Annotated in this window: 15 protein-coding genes; 7 read left to right on the forward strand and 8 right to left on the reverse strand. The window is 73.7% G+C overall.

The window, feature by feature from the left end; genetic code table 11:
- Window positions 1-16: 16 nt before the first annotated feature.
- Window positions 17-1,564 (forward strand): sensor histidine kinase, encoded by a 1,548-nt coding sequence (locus ACFFR3_RS40900; protein WP_379484880.1) that lies wholly within the window; start codon window positions 17-19, stop codon window positions 1,562-1,564.
- Here ACFFR3_RS40900 and ACFFR3_RS40905 read toward each other — a convergent pair whose 3' ends face one another.
- The 3 genes from ACFFR3_RS40905 to ACFFR3_RS40915 all read right to left on the reverse strand — a co-directional run bounded on the left by ACFFR3_RS40905 (window position 1,565) and on the right by ACFFR3_RS40915 (window position 3,873).
- A complete protein-coding gene (locus ACFFR3_RS40905; RefSeq protein WP_379484881.1) occupies window positions 1,565-1,783 on the reverse strand; it encodes an EamA family transporter in 219 nt (72 codons plus the stop codon).
- A gap of 89 nt (window positions 1,784-1,872) precedes the next feature.
- Window positions 1,873-2,580 carry a TetR/AcrR family transcriptional regulator gene (locus ACFFR3_RS40910; RefSeq protein ID WP_345404041.1) on the reverse strand — a complete coding sequence of 236 codons (708 nt, stop codon included), beginning with the start codon at window positions 2,578-2,580 and terminating at the stop codon, window positions 1,873-1,875.
- Window positions 2,581-2,802: 222 nt separating this feature from the next.
- Window positions 2,803-3,873, reverse strand: coding sequence for a TetR/AcrR family transcriptional regulator (locus ACFFR3_RS40915; RefSeq protein WP_364376332.1), 1,071 nt, complete (start codon window positions 3,871-3,873; stop codon window positions 2,803-2,805).
- Between the two features lie 86 nt (window positions 3,874-3,959).
- On the opposite strand from ACFFR3_RS40915, the gene ACFFR3_RS40920 reads away from it, so the two are divergent.
- Entirely contained in the window at window positions 3,960-5,129 is a 1,170-nt protein-coding gene (locus tag ACFFR3_RS40920) for a cytochrome P450 family protein (RefSeq protein ID WP_345404050.1), read from the forward strand.
- Here ACFFR3_RS40920 and ACFFR3_RS40925 read toward each other — a convergent pair whose 3' ends face one another.
- The gene (locus ACFFR3_RS40925) at window positions 5,130-5,774 is read right to left on the reverse strand and encodes a TetR/AcrR family transcriptional regulator (RefSeq protein WP_345409782.1); all 645 of its coding nucleotides are present in this window, start codon (window positions 5,772-5,774) and stop codon (window positions 5,130-5,132) included.
- A gap of 193 nt (window positions 5,775-5,967) precedes the next feature.
- Here ACFFR3_RS40925 and ACFFR3_RS40930 point away from each other — a divergent pair, with 193 nt between their 5' ends.
- Genes ACFFR3_RS40930 through ACFFR3_RS40950 form a run of 5 tightly spaced genes read left to right on the forward strand, consistent with a single transcriptional unit; the run spans window position 5,968 to window position 11,197 of the window.
- A complete protein-coding gene (locus tag ACFFR3_RS40930; protein WP_364376338.1) occupies window positions 5,968-7,182 on the forward strand; it encodes an oxygenase MpaB family protein in 1,215 nt (404 codons plus the stop codon).
- Window positions 7,183-7,233: 51 nt separating this feature from the next.
- Window positions 7,234-8,004 (forward strand): hypothetical protein, encoded by a 771-nt coding sequence (locus tag ACFFR3_RS40935; protein ID WP_379484882.1) that lies wholly within the window; start codon window positions 7,234-7,236, stop codon window positions 8,002-8,004.
- A complete protein-coding gene (locus tag ACFFR3_RS40940; protein ID WP_379484883.1) occupies window positions 7,893-8,447 on the forward strand; it encodes an oxygenase MpaB family protein in 555 nt (184 codons plus the stop codon). The genes ACFFR3_RS40935 and ACFFR3_RS40940 overlap by 112 nt, the downstream gene beginning before the upstream one ends.
- Window positions 8,444-10,711: a molybdopterin cofactor-binding domain-containing protein gene (locus tag ACFFR3_RS40945; protein WP_379484884.1), complete on the forward strand. Its 2,268-nt coding sequence runs from the start codon at window positions 8,444-8,446 to the stop codon at window positions 10,709-10,711. Before ACFFR3_RS40940 ends, ACFFR3_RS40945 begins: the two co-directional genes overlap by 4 nt.
- A 15-nt stretch (window positions 10,712-10,726) precedes the next feature.
- Window positions 10,727-11,197 carry a (2Fe-2S)-binding protein gene (locus ACFFR3_RS40950; RefSeq protein ID WP_364376347.1) on the forward strand — a complete coding sequence of 157 codons (471 nt, stop codon included), beginning with the start codon at window positions 10,727-10,729 and terminating at the stop codon, window positions 11,195-11,197.
- Window positions 11,198-11,204: 7 nt separating this feature from the next.
- On the opposite strand, the gene hutI is transcribed toward ACFFR3_RS40950, so the two are convergent.
- The 4 genes from hutI to hutU are packed head-to-tail and all read right to left on the reverse strand — an operon-like array spanning window position 11,205 to window position 16,632.
- On the reverse strand, window positions 11,205-12,356 hold the full coding sequence (gene hutI / locus ACFFR3_RS40955; RefSeq protein ID WP_379484885.1) for an imidazolonepropionase: 1,152 nt from the start codon (window positions 12,354-12,356) through the stop codon (window positions 11,205-11,207).
- Between the two features lie 19 nt (window positions 12,357-12,375).
- Window positions 12,376-13,716, reverse strand: a complete 1,341-nt coding sequence (locus tag ACFFR3_RS40960) for a formimidoylglutamate deiminase (RefSeq protein ID WP_379484886.1) — start codon at window positions 13,714-13,716, stop codon at window positions 12,376-12,378.
- Entirely contained in the window at window positions 13,707-14,930 is a 1,224-nt protein-coding gene (locus tag ACFFR3_RS40965) for an allantoate amidohydrolase (RefSeq protein ID WP_345404065.1), read from the reverse strand. The genes ACFFR3_RS40960 and ACFFR3_RS40965 overlap by 10 nt, the downstream gene beginning before the upstream one ends.
- A gap of 46 nt (window positions 14,931-14,976) precedes the next feature.
- On the reverse strand, window positions 14,977-16,632 hold the full coding sequence (hutU, locus tag ACFFR3_RS40970; protein WP_379484887.1) for a urocanate hydratase: 1,656 nt from the start codon (window positions 16,630-16,632) through the stop codon (window positions 14,977-14,979).
- Window position 16,633: the final 1 nt, after the last annotated feature.

Below are 16,633 nucleotides of genomic sequence, written 5' to 3' on the forward strand. Positions count from 1 at the left end.
TCGGTAGCGTTAGCGCATGCGTTCGCGCGGTGTGTCGCTGGATGGGCTGTTCGCCGCTTCGGCCGTCGCCCTGGAACTGGTGATCAACGGTTACGCGAGTGAGGGCACCGCGTCGCCGACGCCGCCCGAGTTCGCCGCGGCGCTGCTGGCCGGCCTGCCCATGGGCGTCGTACGCCAGCGCCCCGCCCCCGTCACCGTCTACCTCGCCGCCCTCGTGGTGATCGCCGGCCGGTTGGCGCCGGGCACGGACAGCGCGCAGATCCTGCTGTGCGTGGCGCTGTGCCTGACCGGCTACCGTTCCGGGCTCAGGGCGGCGCGCGGCCCGATGGCCGCCGCCATGCTCGCCACGGCGCTCACCGTGGCGGGCCCCGGCGTCACCGCCGGAACGATGGCGCTCGCGCTCCTGCTGCCCGCCGCACCCGCCGTCATCGGCGGCTACCTGCACCGCAGCACCCGCGACGTCACCCCTGACCTGCTGCTGGCGGCCGGCGGCGTGCTGCTGGCCGTGCTGAGCACATGGGACGTCTGGCACTCGGGCGGCCATCCGGTCGCGATCGTCCAGGTCGCCGCGGTCGTCTCCGGGCTGGCGCTCGGCGTGGCCAGGAGACTGCCCGGCCTGGTCGTGGCCGTCGAAGGGGTGCTGCTGATCGCCGCGGACGCCCACCTGCACCGCGCCGCCGACACCGGCATGCTGCTCCTGATGGTGGCGATGGGGGTGTTCGCGATGCGGGTGGCGTCGTGGGCGCGGACGGCCCTGGCGTACGCGGCGGGCTGCGTGGTCGTCGCGGTGGCCGTGTTCGAGCCGCTGAGCAGGATCACCACCCTGCGCGTGCTCTTCCTGATGACGCTGGTGGCGATGCCCATCGCGGTCGGCCGTTACTTCGGCATGCGCCGCGCCGTCACCGCGGCCGAGCGGCTGCGGGCCGAGGAGGCCGTGCGCCTGACGCTCGCCCGCGCCCGCGCCGACCTGCTGGCCGAGCGCGAGCACATCGCCCGCGACGTCCAGACCCTGGTGGCGGGCCACGTCGGCGCGATGGTGCTGCGGGCCGGCGACGCCTGCGACGCCGCTCCCGACGGGCCGGTCGGCCACGCGCTCACCGACATCCGCGAGACGGGCAACCAGGTGCTGCGCGACCTCGGCAACCTGCTGCACGGCGCCGACCTGCACCTCGACGCGGCCGAGCTGATCCGCGCGGCGGCCCGCCGCATGTCCGCCGCCGGTCTCGTCGTGGACCTCGGCCTCGACCCCGGCATGGCGACGGTCTCGCCGGTGCTGCGCACGTGCGCCGCCAGCATCGTCCAGGAAGGACTGACGAACGTGCTCAAACACGCCGGCCCCGGCACCCGCGTCCGGGTCACGGTCGCCGCCTCCGGTGGCGGGCTGTCGGTGAAGCTGCACAACGGCCCCGCGCCGGCCACGTCGGAACCCCTGCCCTCCTCAGGCCACGGCCTGGCCGGGATGCGCAAACGCGTCCGCGCCCTGGGCGGCACCCTCGACTCCGGCCCCGACGGCGACGGCGGCTGGCTCCTCCAAGCCGACCTGCCGCCCAGAGGCGGCGAGTGATCACGCGAGTACGCGGTCGGGAGCGCGATGCGAACGGCGGGCGAGCACCGCGCCGCACAACACGACCACGCCGCCCGCGACCCGCGGCACGCCCAGCGTCTCCCCGGCGAACCCCCACGCCATCACCGCCCCCGCGATGACCTCCACCGTGCCCATCGTGGCGGCCACCGCCGCCGACAGCCGCCGCACGGCGTGCACACCCCACACGTACGGCAGCACCGTCCCCTTCAGGCGGGGCTCGACCGGAGTGCCGCGGGCTCGCTCAGGCGGGGACGGGGCCTGGCCCGGCCGGAGGGTTGCAGGCTCGTTCAGGTGAGGGTCCGGCCTGGCTCGGCCGGCGCGCTGCCGGGGCGGTCGAGGCCGGCGGCCAGCTCGGCGATGGCGGCGTCGAACCGGCGCCGCAGCACCGCGATGTCAGGCGGCAGGCCGCTCTCGCCCGCCTGGCGCGACCACCGATCCAGCACCACGCGCAGCGCGCTCAGCACGGCGCCGGCGCACACGATCGGATAGACGCTCTCGTCCTCGTCCAGGCCGGCGTCCCAGGAGACCGCCCCGGAAGAGGGCGGGGCGATGCGTTCGGTGATCGCCTCGGCCAGGGCCCGCTCCTGGGCGGCGAGCACGGCCAGCTCGTACGGCACCAGCGACGGCGTGGTCCTGACCAGCCGCAGCGCCCGGATGTGGTCCCGGCCGCCGGTGTCGCTCGCGTCCATGACGGTGAGCACCGCCTCCCTGAAGGCGGCCAGCACCGTCTCCTCCGGGGGCCGGGCGCGGAACTCGGCGATGAGCTGCTCGGCGGCGGCCGAGAGGGTCGCCACGACCGCCTCCTCCTTGCTGGAGAAGTAGTTGAAGAAGGTGCGCAGCGCGATGTCGGCCTCACCGGCGATCTGCTCGACGGTGACGTTCTCGACGCCGTGACGCAGGGAGAGGCGGAGCGCGGCCGCGCTGAGGGCCGCCCTGGTGGCCTGCTTCTTGCGTTCGCGCCGCCCGACGACCGCCCCGGCCTCCTGCTCCACCACGGTCCCCATTATGAAGGGCATGCCACCGCAAGCAGAGCGGTGGAGCTGGCGGGGGGCGACGCCCGGCACGTGCCGGACGGGAAGGGCCGCCTGGCGGCGTCGGCCGGCCTCCCGGCGGTGTCGAGCCCGCTCTGGACGCCGGCGTGAGCGTCGCCCTTACCTTGGACCGCGCACCCACCCACCCCGGTTCCACCGGAATGCGAACGCCGCCCCACCCGCAGGTCAGGGGTGGAGGGCGGCGGCGTGGCAGGCGCCGAAGCCTGCGGCTCGCAGCTCCACGTGGCCCTCGCGCACCCGCAGCGCCACCTCCGTGCGGTCGTCCGGGTCCGCCACGCCGGCGGCCGAAGCCAGCGCGCCCGTGTCGTCGTACAGGACGCGCAGTCGGGGCCAGGCGGCGCGGGGGAAGGCCTGGCGCAGGCAGGTGACCACTTCGGCGATGACGAGGCGGGCCAGGGGGAGCAGCTCCTTGGGGGCGCCGGTGACGATGGCGACGGTCAGCTCGGCGCCGGGGGGCGCGGCGCGGACGAGCTCCTCGGCGGCCGAGAGCCGGTGCAGGCCGAGCACCGCCACCACCCCGTCGCGCTCCGGGTGAGCGGGCTCGCCGGAGACCGCGTCGACGGTCCCGGACGGCGGCGTCCAGGAGGTGGCAGGGGACAGGACCGAGGGGGTCATGGGGGCCTGGAACCAGCGGTCGTCGAGGTCGAGGCCGGCGAGCTGCTCGCACGTCCTGATGACGTTGAACGGATCGACGAACCCGGGCGCCGCCGCCGACAGCTGCGCGGCCCCCTGCAGGACGGTGAGCGCGGACTCGGCGAGCCGCACGAGCCGCCCGTCCGGCTCGCGGGGCGGCCGCAGGCGTTCCATGGCCAGTCCGAGCAAGATGGCGTTGAGCCGCATGAGCTGCGCGTACGGCTTGCGCGTGGCCTCGTCGGCGAGGATCTCGGGCAGCAGGTGCATGCCCAGCCGGCTCGGCTCGTGCTCGCCGTCGGTGACCAGCGGCAGCCGGGTCACCCAGGCCCGCGCGACCTCGCCGAGTGCCTCGCGCACGGTCAGCGCGGGCTCGTCGGGAGGACGTACGGGCGCGTGCTCGGCCAGGTCGGCCAGCACCGCGAAGTAGAGGGCCCGCTTGCCGGGGAAGTTGGAGTAGACCGCGCCGCGGGTCAGCTCGGCCCGGTCGGCGATGTCGTCGATCTTGGCGTCGCGGTAGCCGCGTTCGGCGAACTCCTCCTTGGCCGCCGCCAGCACCTTCGCCCTGTTGCGCTCCTGCGTCTGTGCCCTGGTGAGCCGGACCAACCGCCCTCCTCCGTTGCCGTGCGCTCGAAAAACAAGATACCGTCAACATTCAGATGATGGCATCATTCGAAATGAGAGGCGGCGTCATGACCGATGTGCCGGAGATAGACCTGTCCGACCTCGCGGTGCTGCGTGACCTGGCCGCCGCGTACGCCCCGGCCAGGGAGAAGTCCCCCGTGGCGCGGCTGCTGGTGCCGGGACTCGGCCACCTGTGGGCGGTCACCCGCTACGAGGAGGCCAGGGCGGCGCTGGCCGACCCCCGCCTTGAGATCAACTCAGGCAGCTTCCTGCGCCCCGACGTCCCCGAGCACTGCGTCCGCTACATGCGCACCATGTCCGAGATGAACGGCCCCGAGCACACCCGCCTGCGCCGCCTCGTCGCGCCCGCGTTCACGCCGCGCAAGGCCGTGGAGTTCGCCCCGCGCATCGAGGCCGTCGTGGACCGCCTGCTCGCCGAGCTGCCGGGCCAGGAGGCCGACCTGCTCGCGCACTTCGCCAGGCCGCTGCCCATGGAGGTGATCTGCGAGCTGGTCGGCATCCCCGCCGCCGACCGCCCCGCCTGGCGCGAGTACGGCGTCGCCGTCGCGAGCGGCCACGGCGAGGCGTTCAAGGAGGCGCTGCCGGCGATCATCGAGGGCGCGAAGAAGGCGATCGCCGAGGCGCGCGCGACGCCGTCCGCGAACGTGGTCTCCGACCTGGCCCGCATCGCCGGTGAGGACGGCGACAGGCTCTCCGACGACGAGCTGGTCACCATGGTGTGGCTGCTGGTCCTGGCCGGCCAGACCCCGGCCAACCTCATCGCCAACGCCCTGGTCACCTTGTTCGCCCACCCCGATCAGCTGGCCGCGCTGCGCGCCGACCCCGCGCTCATGCCGCGCGCGGTGGAGGAGCTGGCCCGCTGGTGCACCCCGCAGATCATGACCGTGCCGCGCTTCGCCGCGCAGGACGTCGAGATCGGCGGCGTCCGCATCCCCAGGGGCGAGCCGGTCACCGTCTCGGTGGCCGCGGCGAACCGGGACCCGCGCGTGTTCGACGAGCCGGACAGGTTCGACATCACCAGGGAGCCGGTGCCGCACCTCGGGTTCGGCCACGGGCCGCACTTCTGCGTGGGCGCTGGGCTGGCCCGCGTGGAGACCGGCGTCGCGCTCGGCGCCCTGCTGCGCCGCTTCCCCGGCATGGAGATCAAGGGCGAGCCGGCGTACCTGCCCGATCCGGGGACGCTGCGGCTGGCGGCCCTGCCGGTCGCCCTGGGCTGATCAGCCCGGCTCCAGCATCGGCACGAGGAACCGCCGCGCGATGCCGGCCAGCTGCTCGTCGTCGTCGAGGTCGACGACCATGCTGGGCACGGCGAGGAAGGACGCCGAGACCCTGACCATCATCTCGGCCACCAGGTCGATGTCGAGCTCCTCCGACACGTGGCCGGCCCGCTGCTCGCGGCGCAGCTGCCCGGCCACGAACTGCCGGACGGTGGCGAGCGTGTGACCGCCGTCGGCGACCATGGACGGCACGACCAGGTCGGGCTCGATCGTGATGAGGCCGCCGATCAGCGGGTTGCCGCGGATCGCGCGCAGCGAGCTGACGAACCCGAGCACCACCCGGTCGGCGGCGGTGCCGGCCTGCTCGATGTCGATGAGGAACCGGTCGAAGTAGCGCCGGAACTCGCGCCGCACGACGTGCTCCACCAGCGCGTCCTTGGTGGCGAAGCGGCGGTAGACGGTGATGCGCGAGACCTTGGCGCGGCGGGCGACGTCCTCCATGGTCGAGCGGCGGATGCCCATGCGGCAGAACTGCTCGTAGGCGGCGTCGAGGATGCGCGTGCGCAGCTCGTCGGTGTCGCCGACGCGCTCGACGGCCTCGAGGTAGGCGCGTTCGAGCAGCGACTCCGACTCGGGCGGCGTCATGAACGCGGACAGCGCTGATTCCACCTTCACCTCCTGGCTCGATTGTGCCTCAGTCGCCAACAGCCGCTGTCACGGTCTTGTGATGCCGGTCACGGTGTGCTGTCATGAATGATACACAGACTCAAGTTCTGTTTCATCGTACCAAGAGCGCTCTCGAACCCTCGGCGACAGGCGACAGAGGAGGCACGGCGGCATGGGCGAACTCAGCAGACGCAACGTGTTGAAGGCGGGTGGGGCGCTCGGCGCGATCGGCGCGCTCACCGCGGCGGCCCCAGCCCAGGCGTGGACCTGGTCGGCCAAGGGCTCGGTGGCGGGCACGGGGGCCGGCCTCGACCCGCGCTGGGTCTGGGACGAGCAGGCTGACCCGCTGGTCGCCTCACTGCTCGACCGCGGCGACGTACCCGAGGTCAACCGGTTATTACGCACCTGGACCAAGAACGGCCAGCCGCTGCCCGCCGGGCTGCCCGCCGACCTGCGCGACTTCATGGAGGAGGCCAGGCGGCTCCCGTCGTGGGCCGACCACGGCAAGCTGGCCACCGCCGTCCGCTTCAACGAGAAGCGCGGCCTCTACCTCGGCGTCCTGTACGGCCTGGCCAGCGGCATGATGAGCACCGTCATCCCCAAGGAGGCCCTGGCGGTCTACTACTCCCAGGGCGGCGCGGACATGAAGGACCGCATCTCCAAGACCGCCAAGCTCGGCTACGACATCATGTCGCGCAACGCCTACCAGCCCGACGGCGAGATGGTGGTGACCTGCGTCAAGACGCGGCTCGTGCACGCCGCCGTACGCCACCTGCTGCCGCAGTCGCCGTACTGGCCGGGCCGCGCCGAGGAGGACATCCCGATCAGCCAGCGCGACATGATGGTCACCTGGCACAGCCTGCCCACCACCGTCATGCAGAAGCTGGTCGACTGGCGGGTGCCCATCCCCGCCGCCGAGTCGGAGGCGTTCCTGCACTCCTGGCAGCTCTGCGCGCACATGCTCGGCATCAAGGACGAGTACATCCCCGGCTCGTGGTCCGAGGCGAACTCGCAGGCCGACCAGGTGCTCACCCCCGTGCTCGCGCCCACCACCGAGGGCATCGAGCTCGCCGACATCCTGCTCAGCCTGGGCACCCCCGTGGACGCCGGCATCCTCAGCAAGCCCATTCTCGGCGCGTTCACCCGGTTCATGCTCGGCAACGAGATCGCCGGCTGGCTGAGGATCCCGCGCGAGCCGATCTGGGACCCGCTGCTACGGGCGTCGTGGGGGCCCTTCATCGCGGTACGCGAAGGGCTGCTGCCCTTCCCGCTGGCGCCGGCGGCGTACTGGACGTTCGACGAGTTCCTGCGCAAGGCGGCCCTGCTGTTCCTGTCGGAGGGCCGGCCGATCAGCATCGAGATCCCCGAGAGCAACCGGCCCTCCTGAGGTGTCCACGGTGTCCACGGTGTCCACGACAGGAGGAAGGAGAGCACGGGCATGGCGGAGCTGAGCAGACGCAGGATGCTGGTCACGGGAGGCGCACTCGGGGCGCTCGGAGCACTCGGGACGGCGATGCCGGCCCACGCCGCGGCGTGGACCTGGGCGCCGGGCGGCTCCATCGCGGGCGCCGGGACCGGCGCCGACCCGCGGTGGGTGTGGGATGAGGAGGCCGACCCGCTGGTCGCCTCGCTGCTCGACCGCGGCGACGTGCCGGAGGTGAACCGGCTGCTGTGGGACTGGAACAGGAACGACCAGCCGCTGCCCGCCGGGCTCCCCGCCGACCTGCGGGACTTCATGGAACGGGCCCGGCGGCTCCCGTCCTGGGCCGACCGCGCCAAGCTGGAGACGGCCGCGACATTCACCAAGGCCAGAGGGCTCTACCTCAACCTGCTCAACGGCGTCGGCGGCGGCATGCTCAGCACCGCCATCCCCAAGGAGGCCCGCGCGGTCTACTACTCCAAGGGCGGCGCGGACATGGAGGACCGGGTCGCCAAGACCAGCATCTTCGGGTTCGCGGTCGGCGACCTCGACGCCTACCGGCCCCAAGGCTCGTGCGTGGTGGAGGCGGTCAAGACCCGGCTGGTGCACGCCGCCGTACGGCACCTGCTGCAGCAGTCGCCCCACTGGGCGGCGACATCCCGATCAGCCAGGAGGACATGCTGGTCACCTGGCACACGCTGCCGACGTTCGCCATGCGCAAGCTGCTGGAGTGGCGGGTGCCGATCACCGACGCGGAGTCGCAGGCGTACCTGCACGTGTGGCAGGTGACCGCGCACATGCTCGGCATCAAGGACGAGTACATCCCCGCCACCTGGGACGCCGCGGGCGCCCAGTCGGACGAGATCCTGCCGAGGAACATGGGCCCCACTCCCGAGGGCGTCGAGCTGACCGACATCCTGCTCGGTCAGCTCGCCGAGCAGACCAGCCCCGGCAGCATCAGCAGGCCGCTGTGCAACGCGCTGGCCCGCTATCTGGTCGGCGACGTGGTGGCCGACTGGGACGACATCCCGCGCGAGCCGGTGTGGGACCCGGTCATCGCCTCCGCCTGGCCGAAACTCGTCAGGTTCAGGGAGGGGATCATCCCGCTGCCGCTGGTGCCGAGCGTCGCCTGGGTGATCGACGAGGCCGTGCGCAAGTACATCCTCTTCTACCTCACCAAGGGGCAGGAGACGAAGATCGAGATCCCGGCCACCAACCGGCCCGGCCGATGACCGCACAGAGCACGGGCGTCGGCCGGCGCCGCTTCCTCGGATACGTGCTGGCGGCCCCCACCCTGGTGGCGGCCGCCCAGCTCCTGCCCGCCCCGGCGGCGGCCGGTGAAGCCGCCGACATCACCGAGCTGGTCGACCTCAACGACCTCATGACCGTCGCCGCGCTGCCGACCTCCGGCCTCATCAGGGTCGAGGTCGGCGGCGACGGCACGGTGTCGTTCGCGCTGCCGCGAGCCGAGGTGGGCCAGGGCATCACGACCTCGACGGCCATGCTGATCGCCGAGGAACTGGCGGTGCCGCTCGACCGGGTCCGCGTCACGCTCGCCGACGCCAGGCCCGAGCTGATCTTCAACCAGCTCACCGGCGGCTCCAACACGACGATCGCCACCTACACCCCGATCAGGGTGGCCGCCGCCGTCGCCAGGCAGCGGCTGCTGGCCGCCGCGTCGGCCGAGCTGGGCGTCCCCGCCGGCGGCCTGACCATGAAGGACGGAGCCGTCGTCGGTCCCGCCGGTCAGAGCATCGGGATCGGCGCGCTCGCCGCCGAAGCCGCCTCCGCCACCACCCACCAGGTCCAGGTCGAGCTCACCCAGCGCAGGAGCTTCGCCGTCATCGGCCGCCCGCACGGCCGCGTCGACGCCCGCGACGCCGTGACCGGGCGCAAGACGTTCACCATGGACCTCGACGTGCCCGGCGCGAAACCGGCGATGGTCTGCCGGCCGCCGACCATCAACGGCAAGGCCGGCTCCGTCGCCAACCTCGCCGAGGTGGCCGCCATGCCGGGCGTCACCGACGTCGCCGTCATCTCCACCGGCGTCGCGGTCCGCGCCGACACCTTCGGCCAGTGCATCGACGCCGTACGCGCCCTGCGCGTCACCTGGCGGCCCGGCACCGTCGCCGGCAGATCCGACGACGACGTGCTGCGCGACCTGCGGGCCGCCGAGATCCCGCTCGGCATCAGGCCGCCCACACCGGTCGTCGAGGGCCTGTTCACCTTCTATTTCCGGGGCAACAGCGCGCTGGAGACCAACTGCGCGATCGCCGACGTACGCGACGGGCGCGCCGAGATCTGGTCGTCGCTGAAGTCGCCGATCGTCGCCCAGCAGGCCATCGCCGCCCGGCTCGGGCTGCCGCAGGACCGGGTCACCGTGCACGTCACCGAGGGCGGCGGCTCCTTCGGCCGCAAGCTCTTCTTCGACGCCGCGCTGGAGGCCGCCGAGCTGTCGCAGAAGATCGGCAAGGCGGTCAAGCTCATGTGGCACCGCGCCGACGACGTACGCCAGGGCCGCGTGCACCCCATGGCCACCTCCCGGGTCCGGCTGTCCCACCTGGGCGACACCGTGCTCGGCTACCAGCAGCGGCACACCGGCGTCTCCACCGACCTCGGGCACGGCCTCGGCGAGATCATCACCGCGCTGGCCGCCCGTCTGCCGGTCGGCGACATGACCTTCGCCCAGACGTTCTTCCACTTCAGCCAGTCGATGCCGTACACGCTCGGCGTGAGCAGCAGGCTGCTCAGCGAGACCGGCAAGGGCTTCAACACCGGCAGCATGCGCAACGTCTACTCGCCCGACGTCACCTGCGCCCGCGAGCTGATCCTCGACCAGCTCGCCGCCCGCACCCGCAAGGACCCCTACCGGCTCCGCCGCGGCCTGCTGCACGACGCGCGTGCCAGGGCGGTGCTCGACCGGGTCGCCGAGGCCGGGTCATGGGGGCGGGCGATGCCGGCCGGGACCGCGCAGGGCATCGCCCTGCACACCGAGTACAAGTCGGCCAGTGCCGCGCTCGTCGAGATCGACTGCCGGCCCGCCACCGTCGGCCGGCCGATCCGCGACGGCGTGACAGGGCCGCGCGTCACCAAGGTCGTCTTCGCCGTGGACGCCGGGCTCACCGTCAACCCGCGCGGCCTCGAGGCGCAGATGACGGGCGGCATCATGGACGGCATCGCGCTCGCCCTCACCTCAAGCCTGCACCTGCGCGACGGCGCCTTCCTCGAGGCGAGCTGGGACGACTACTTCTACACCCGCCAGTGGAACACCCCGCCCGACGTGCGGGTCATCATCATGCCCGACACCTCCGACCAGCCCGGCGGTGCGGGCGAGCTGGCCGTGGCCGCGTCGATGGCCGCCGTCGCCTGCGCCTACGGCCGCGCCACCGGCACCATGCCGACCACGTTCCCGATCAACCACGGCACGCTGTCCTTCACCCCCAAGCCCACCGTCCCGCCCGTCCCGCCGTCGCCGGTCGACGGCCTCACCCGCTGAGCGGAGGAGCAGCCCGTGCCCGAGTACACCTTCCGCGTCAACGGCGAACAGGTCACCGTGGACGTGCCGGGCGACGTACGCCTGCTGTGGGTCCTGCGCGACGTCCTCGGCGTCACAGGCCCCAAGTACGGCTGCGGCATCAACGTCTGCAAGGCCTGCACCAGCCACGTCAACGGCAAGGCGGTCAGCCCCTGCTCCGTGCCCGTCTCCGAGCTGCGGCCCGGCGACGAGGTCACCACCATCGAGGGGCTCGCCGGCGACGACGGCCTGCACCCCATGCAGCAGGCGTGGATCGACCACGACGTCTCCCAGTGCGGCTACTGCCAGCCCGGCCAGATCATGGCCGCCGTGGACCTCGTGCGCAGGGTCGCCGCAGAGGGCCGCGCCATCACCGACGACGACCTCGACGGCATCCGCAACATCTGCCGCTGTGGCACCTACCCCCGCATCCGGCAGGCGATCAGAGCCGGCGCCGAGCGCATGTGAGCGCCCGTCAGACCTCGCGTACGCCGCCGCGCCAGACCCCCGCCACCAGCGGGACCCCCGGCCGGTAGGCGAGGTGGACGTGGCTCGGCGCGTCCAGCAGCACCAGGTCGGCGCGGGCGCCGGGGGACAGGCGGCCCACGTCGTCGCGGCGCAGCGCCCGCGCGCCGCCCAGCGTCGCGGCGGCCACGGCCTCGTCCGGCGTCATGCCCATCTCGCGCACGGCCAGCGCCACGCAGAACGGCATCGAGCTGGTGAAGCTCGATCCCGGGTTGCAGTCCGTGGACAGCGCCACCGTCACGCCCGCGTCCAGCAGGCGGCGCGCGTCCGGGTACGGCGAGCGGGTGGAGAACTCCGCGCCGGGCAGCAGCGTCGCCACCGTCGAGCCGCTCGCCAGCGCGTCCACGTCCTTGTCGTCGAGGTGCGTGCAGTGGTCGGCCGACGCCGCGCCCAGCTCCACCGCCAGCCGCACGCCCGGCCCCGGGCCGAGCTGGTTGGCGTGCACCCGGGGCGTCAGTCCCGCCCGCTGTCCCGCCGTGAGCACCTCGCGGGACTGGTCGCCGTCGAACGCGCCCCGCTCGCAGAAGACGTCCACCCAGCGGGCGTGCGGGGCGCAGGCGTCCAGCATCGGTCCCGCCACCAGGTCCACGTAGGCGTCCGGGTCGCCGGCGTACTCGGGCGGCACCACGTGGGCGCCCAGGTACGTCACCTCGTCGGTGTGACCTGCCGCGATGCGCAGCGCGCGGGCCTCGTCCTCGACCGTCAGGCCGTAGCCCGACTTGCACTCGATCGTCGTGGTGCCCTGGCGCAGCGCCTCGGCGACGTACCTGGCGACGTTCGCGTCCAGCTCCGCGTCGCTCGCCGCGCGGGTCGCCGCCACCGTCGTACGGATGCCGCCCGCCGTGTACGGCTGGCCCGACATGCGGGCGTCGAACTCGGCCGTGCGGTCACCGGCGAACACCAGGTGCGCGTGCGAGTCCACGAACCCGGGGATGGCGGCCCGCCCTTCCGCGTCCACCCGCTCGTCGGCGTCGGGCACCCGCGCCTGCGGCCCGGCCCAGACCACCCGGCCCGCGTCGAACACGACGGCGGCGCCGGTGATCGTGCCCAGCTCGGGGTCATTGGTGAACAGGCTGCCGATCCCGGTGATGGCGACGGACACGGCACGGCTCCTTTCCGCGTTACGGCTGCGTGGTGAGGTGGGTGATCGTACGGGACAGCTCGCCGGGCACGTCCGGCACCAGCAGGTGCGTGCCGTCGCGGACGATCGGGCGGCCGTTCACCACGACGTGCCTGACGTCGGCGGCGGAGGCGGCGAACACCGCGGTCTCCGCGCCGAGCGCCGGCGGCGGCCCCGCTGTGCGGACGGAGTCGAGCGCGACCGTGACGAAGTCGGCCGGCGCGCCCGCCTCGATCCTGCCCGCCTCCGGCCAGCCTAGTGAGGCGTGCCCGTCCTCGGTGGCGGCGCGCAGCAGCGCGGCGGCGTTCCAGTGGCCGCGCCGCAGCGTGCGCAGCCGCTCGTCCAGCTCCACCGCCCGCGCCTCCTCGAACAGGTCGATCACGGCGTGGCTGTCGCTGCCCAGGCTGATCGGGGATCCGGCGGCGGCCAGGTCTGCGGCGGGGCCGATGCCGTCGGCGAGGTCCCGTTCCGTGGTGGGGCACATGCAGACGGTGGTGGCCGAGCCGCCGAGCAGCGCGATGTCGTCGCCGGTCAGGTGGGTGGCGTGCACGGCGGACGTCCGCGGGCCGAGCGCGCCCCGCTCGGCCAGCAGCGCGGCGGGCGTGCGGCCGTGTGCGGCCAGGCACGCCTCGTTCTCGGCGGGCTGCTCCGACAGGTGCACGTGCAGCGGCGCCGCCCGCCCGGCGGCCCACTCCGCGACGGTCGCGATCTGGTCCGCCGGGACCGCGCGCACCGAGTGCACCGCCGCCCCGATCCGGGCGTGCGGCCGCTCCTTCAGCTCGCCCGCGCGGGCCGCCCAGGCGGCGGCGTCGCCGTCGCTGAAGCGGAGCTGGTGCCGCTCGGGCGGCGCGCCGAACCCGGCCGACAGGTAGCAGGTGTCGAGCAGCGTGATCCTGATCCCGGCCCGCGCCGCCGCCTCGATGAGCGCCTCGCCCATGGCATTCGGGTCGGCGTACGGGGTGCCGCCCGGCCCGTGGTGCAGGTAGTGGAACTCGCCCACGCAGGTGATCCCGGCCAGCGCCATCTCGGCGTAGACGGCGGTGGCCAGGTCCAGGTAGGTGCCGGGGTCGAGTCTGCCTGCCACGTCGTACATGGTGTCGCGCCAGGTCCAGAACGTGCCCGAGCCGCGCTGCGCGATGCCGCGCAGTGCCCGGTGGAAGGCGTGCGAGTGCGCGTTCGCCAGGCCGGGCAAGGTGAGCCCGCGCAGCACCGTGGCGCCGGGCGGGGGCGTGGCGACGCCCGTACGGACGCCGGAGACGCGCCCGCCGGCCACCTCGATCACCGCCCCCGCCACGACCGCGCCGCCGATCCAGGCGTGCTCGGCGTGGTACGTCACCGGCATGCCAGCCCCTCCAGCACGTCGGCCAGCGCCTCCACCCCTGCCACGCAGTCGTCCTCGCGGGCGTGCTCGGCGGGGGAGTGGGACACCCCGGTGGGATTGCGGACGAACAGCATCGCCGTCGGCACCTTCGCGGCCAGGATGCCGGCGTCGTGCCCGGCGCCCGTCGGCAGCACCGGCACCTCGTACGGCCGGCGCGCCGCCAGCAGCCGCACCAGCTCGTCGCGCAGCGCGGGCGCGAAGTCCACGACCGGCGTGAACGACTCGCGTTCGAGACCGACCTCCACGCCCTCGCGGGCGGCGTGCTCGCGGGCCGCGTCCTCGATCGTGCCGAGCAGCAGCGCCAGCGTCTCCTCGTCGGCGGCCCGCGCGTCCAGCCAGGCCCGCACCAGGCTCGGCACCGCGTTGACGCCGTTCGGCTCGACGAGCAGTTTGCCGAACGTGGCCCGCGCGCCCGCCGCGGCGGCCCGCTCCCGCGCGGCCAGCATGGTCGCCGCGTAGGCGGGCATCGGGTCGTGCCGGTCCTGCATGCGGGTGGTGCCGGCGTGGTTGGCCTCGCCGCGGAAGTCGAAGCGCCACCGCCCGTGCGGCCAGATCGCCGAGGCCACGCCCACCGGCGAGCCGGTGCCGGCGAGGTGGCGGCCCTGCTCGACGTGCAGCTCCACGAACACGCCGATCCTGGCCAGCCGCTCGTCGTCGGGGCCGATCGCCTCAGGGTCGTGGCCGGCCCGCTCCATCGCCTGCGTCAGCGTGACCCCGTCGGCGTCGCGCAGCGCGGCGGCCCGCTCCGGCGTGAGCTGCCCGGCCGTGAGCCGCGAACCCGCACAGGCCAGCCCGAAGCGGGCGCCCTCCTCGTCGCCGAAGTTCACCACCGCGACCGGGCGGGACGGCCGCACGCCCCGCGCGGCCAGCTCGTCCAGCGCCGCGAACGCCGACACCACGCCGAGCGGCCCGTCGAACGCGCCGCCGTCCGGCACCGAGTCCAGGTGCGACCCGGTCACCACGGCGTCACCCGCGGAAGGGTCGCCCAGCCAGGCCCACTGGTTGCCGTTGCGGTCGGTCTCGACGTCCAGCCCGCGCGCCGCCGCCTGCTCGCGGAACCAGTCACGGCACTCGGTGTCCGCCGAGGTCCACGCGAAGCGCCGGTAACCGCCGGACCCCGCGTGCCGCCCGACGGGCAGCAGCTCCGCCCACATCTCCTGGAACGACGACGGCATCAGCACCCCTCCCGAGACCGGAACGGCCGGAACGACGACGACGGCATCAGGACTCCTTCATGGGCACGCGCACGCCGGTGCGGCCGGCGACCTCTTCGGCCTCCTCGTACCCGGCGTCCACGTGCCGGATCACCCCCATGCCCGGGTCGTTGGTGAGCACCCGCCTGATCTTCTCCCCGGCCAGCGCCGTGCCGTCGGCCACCGTCACCTGCCCGGCGTGGATCGACCGGCCGATGCCGACGCCGCCGCCGTGGTGGATCGACACCCAGGAGGCGCCGGAGGCCACGTTCACCATGGCGTTGAGCAGCGGCCAGTCCGCGATCGCGTCGGACCCGTCGCGCATGCCCTCGGTCTCCCGGTACGGCGAGGCCACCGACCCGCAGTCGAGGTGGTCGCGGCCGATCACGACCGGCGCCCGCAGCTCGCCCGAGGCCACCATGTCGTTGAACCGCTCGCCCGCCCGGTCACGCTCGCCGTACCCGAGCCAGCAGATGCGCGCCGGCAGCCCCTGGAAGTGCACCTTCTCCCCGGCCAACCGGATCCACCGGGCCAGCGGCTCGTTGTCGGGGAACAGGTCGAGTATCGCCCGGTCGGTGGCCGCGATGTCGGCCGGGTCGCCCGACAGCGCCGCCCACCGGAACGGCCCCTTGCCCTCGCAGAACAGCGGCCTGATGTAGGCGGGCACGAAGCCGGGGAAGTCGAAGGCCCTGGCGTAGCCGGCGAGCTTCGCCTCGCCCCTGATGGAGTTGCCGTAGTCGAACACCTCGGCCCCGGCGTCCTGGAAGCCCACCATCGCCTCGACGTGCCGCGCCATCGACGCCCGCGCCCGCTCGGTGAAGCCGGCCGGGTCCTTGTCCCGCTCGGCCGCCATGTCCTCGAAGGCCACCCCGAGCGGCAGGTACGCCAGCGGGTCGTGCGCGCTGGTCTGGTCGGTCACCACGTCGATCGGCGCGCCCTCGGCCAGCATGTGCGGCAGCACGTCGGCGGCGTTGCCGAGCAGCCCGATCGACAGCGGCCTGCGGGCGTCCCTGGCCTCGGTGGCCAGCCGCAGCGCGTGCGCGAGGTCGTCGGCCTTGACGTCGAGGTAGCCGTGGTCGAGGCGGCGCTGGATGCGCGACGGGTCGCACTCCACGCAGATCGCGACGCCGCCGTTCATGGTGACGGCCAGCGGCTGGGCGCCGCCCATGCCGCCGAGCCCGGCGGTCAGCGTGATCGTGCCGGCCAGCGAGCCGCCGAACCGCTTGGCCGCGACCGCGGCGAACGTCTCGTACGTGCCCTGGAGGATGCCCTGGGTGCCGATGTAGATCCACGAACCGGCCGTCATCTGCCCGTACATGGTCAGGCCCGCCGCCTCCAGGCGCCGGAACTCCTCCCACGTCGCCCAGTCGCCGACCAGGTTGGAGTTGGCGATCAGCACGCGCGGCGCCCACTCGTGGGTCGTCATCACGCCCACCGGCCGGCCCGACTGCACCAGCATCGTCTCGTCGGCCTTGAGCGTGCGCAGTGTGCGGACGATCGCGTCGAAGGAGCGCCAGTCACGGGCGGCGCGGCCCGTCCCGCCGTAGACGACGAGGTCGTCGGGGTGCTCGGCCACCTCGGGGTCGAGGTTGTTCTGCAGCATCCGCAGCGCGGCCTCCTGCTGCCAGCCGAGGGCCGTCAGCTCGGTGCCACGGGCGGCTCTGACCGGGCGTGCGCCTTCCATG

This window comes from Nonomuraea salmonea (assembly GCF_042428605.1).
Lineage (GTDB): Bacteria > Actinomycetota > Actinomycetes > Streptosporangiales > Streptosporangiaceae > Nonomuraea > Nonomuraea salmonea.

Bases quoted from the DNA above. Each gene is read 5' to 3' on its own strand.
- hutU (WP_379484887.1), bottom strand. From the start codon at position 16,632: ATGGAAGGCGCACGCCCGGTCAGAGCCGCCCGTGGCACCGAGCTGACG.
- ACFFR3_RS40930 (WP_364376338.1), top strand. From the start codon at position 5,968: ATGGGCGAACTCAGCAGACGCAACGTGTTGAAGGCGGGTGGGGCGCTC.
- ACFFR3_RS40925 (WP_345409782.1), bottom strand. From the start codon at position 5,774: ATGACGCCGCCCGAGTCGGAGTCGCTGCTCGAACGCGCCTACCTCGAG.
- ACFFR3_RS40945 (WP_379484884.1), top strand. From the start codon at position 8,444: ATGACCGCACAGAGCACGGGCGTCGGCCGGCGCCGCTTCCTCGGATAC.
- ACFFR3_RS40935 (WP_379484882.1), top strand. From the start codon at position 7,234: ATGGCGGAGCTGAGCAGACGCAGGATGCTGGTCACGGGAGGCGCACTC.
- ACFFR3_RS40940 (WP_379484883.1), top strand. From the start codon at position 7,893: ATGCTGGTCACCTGGCACACGCTGCCGACGTTCGCCATGCGCAAGCTG.
- ACFFR3_RS40920 (WP_345404050.1), top strand. From the start codon at position 3,960: ATGACCGATGTGCCGGAGATAGACCTGTCCGACCTCGCGGTGCTGCGT.
- ACFFR3_RS40900 (WP_379484880.1), top strand. From the start codon at position 17: ATGCGTTCGCGCGGTGTGTCGCTGGATGGGCTGTTCGCCGCTTCGGCC.
- ACFFR3_RS40960 (WP_379484886.1), bottom strand. From the start codon at position 13,716: ATGCCGGTGACGTACCACGCCGAGCACGCCTGGATCGGCGGCGCGGTC.
- ACFFR3_RS40965 (WP_345404065.1), bottom strand. From the start codon at position 14,930: ATGCCGTCGTCGTTCCAGGAGATGTGGGCGGAGCTGCTGCCCGTCGGG.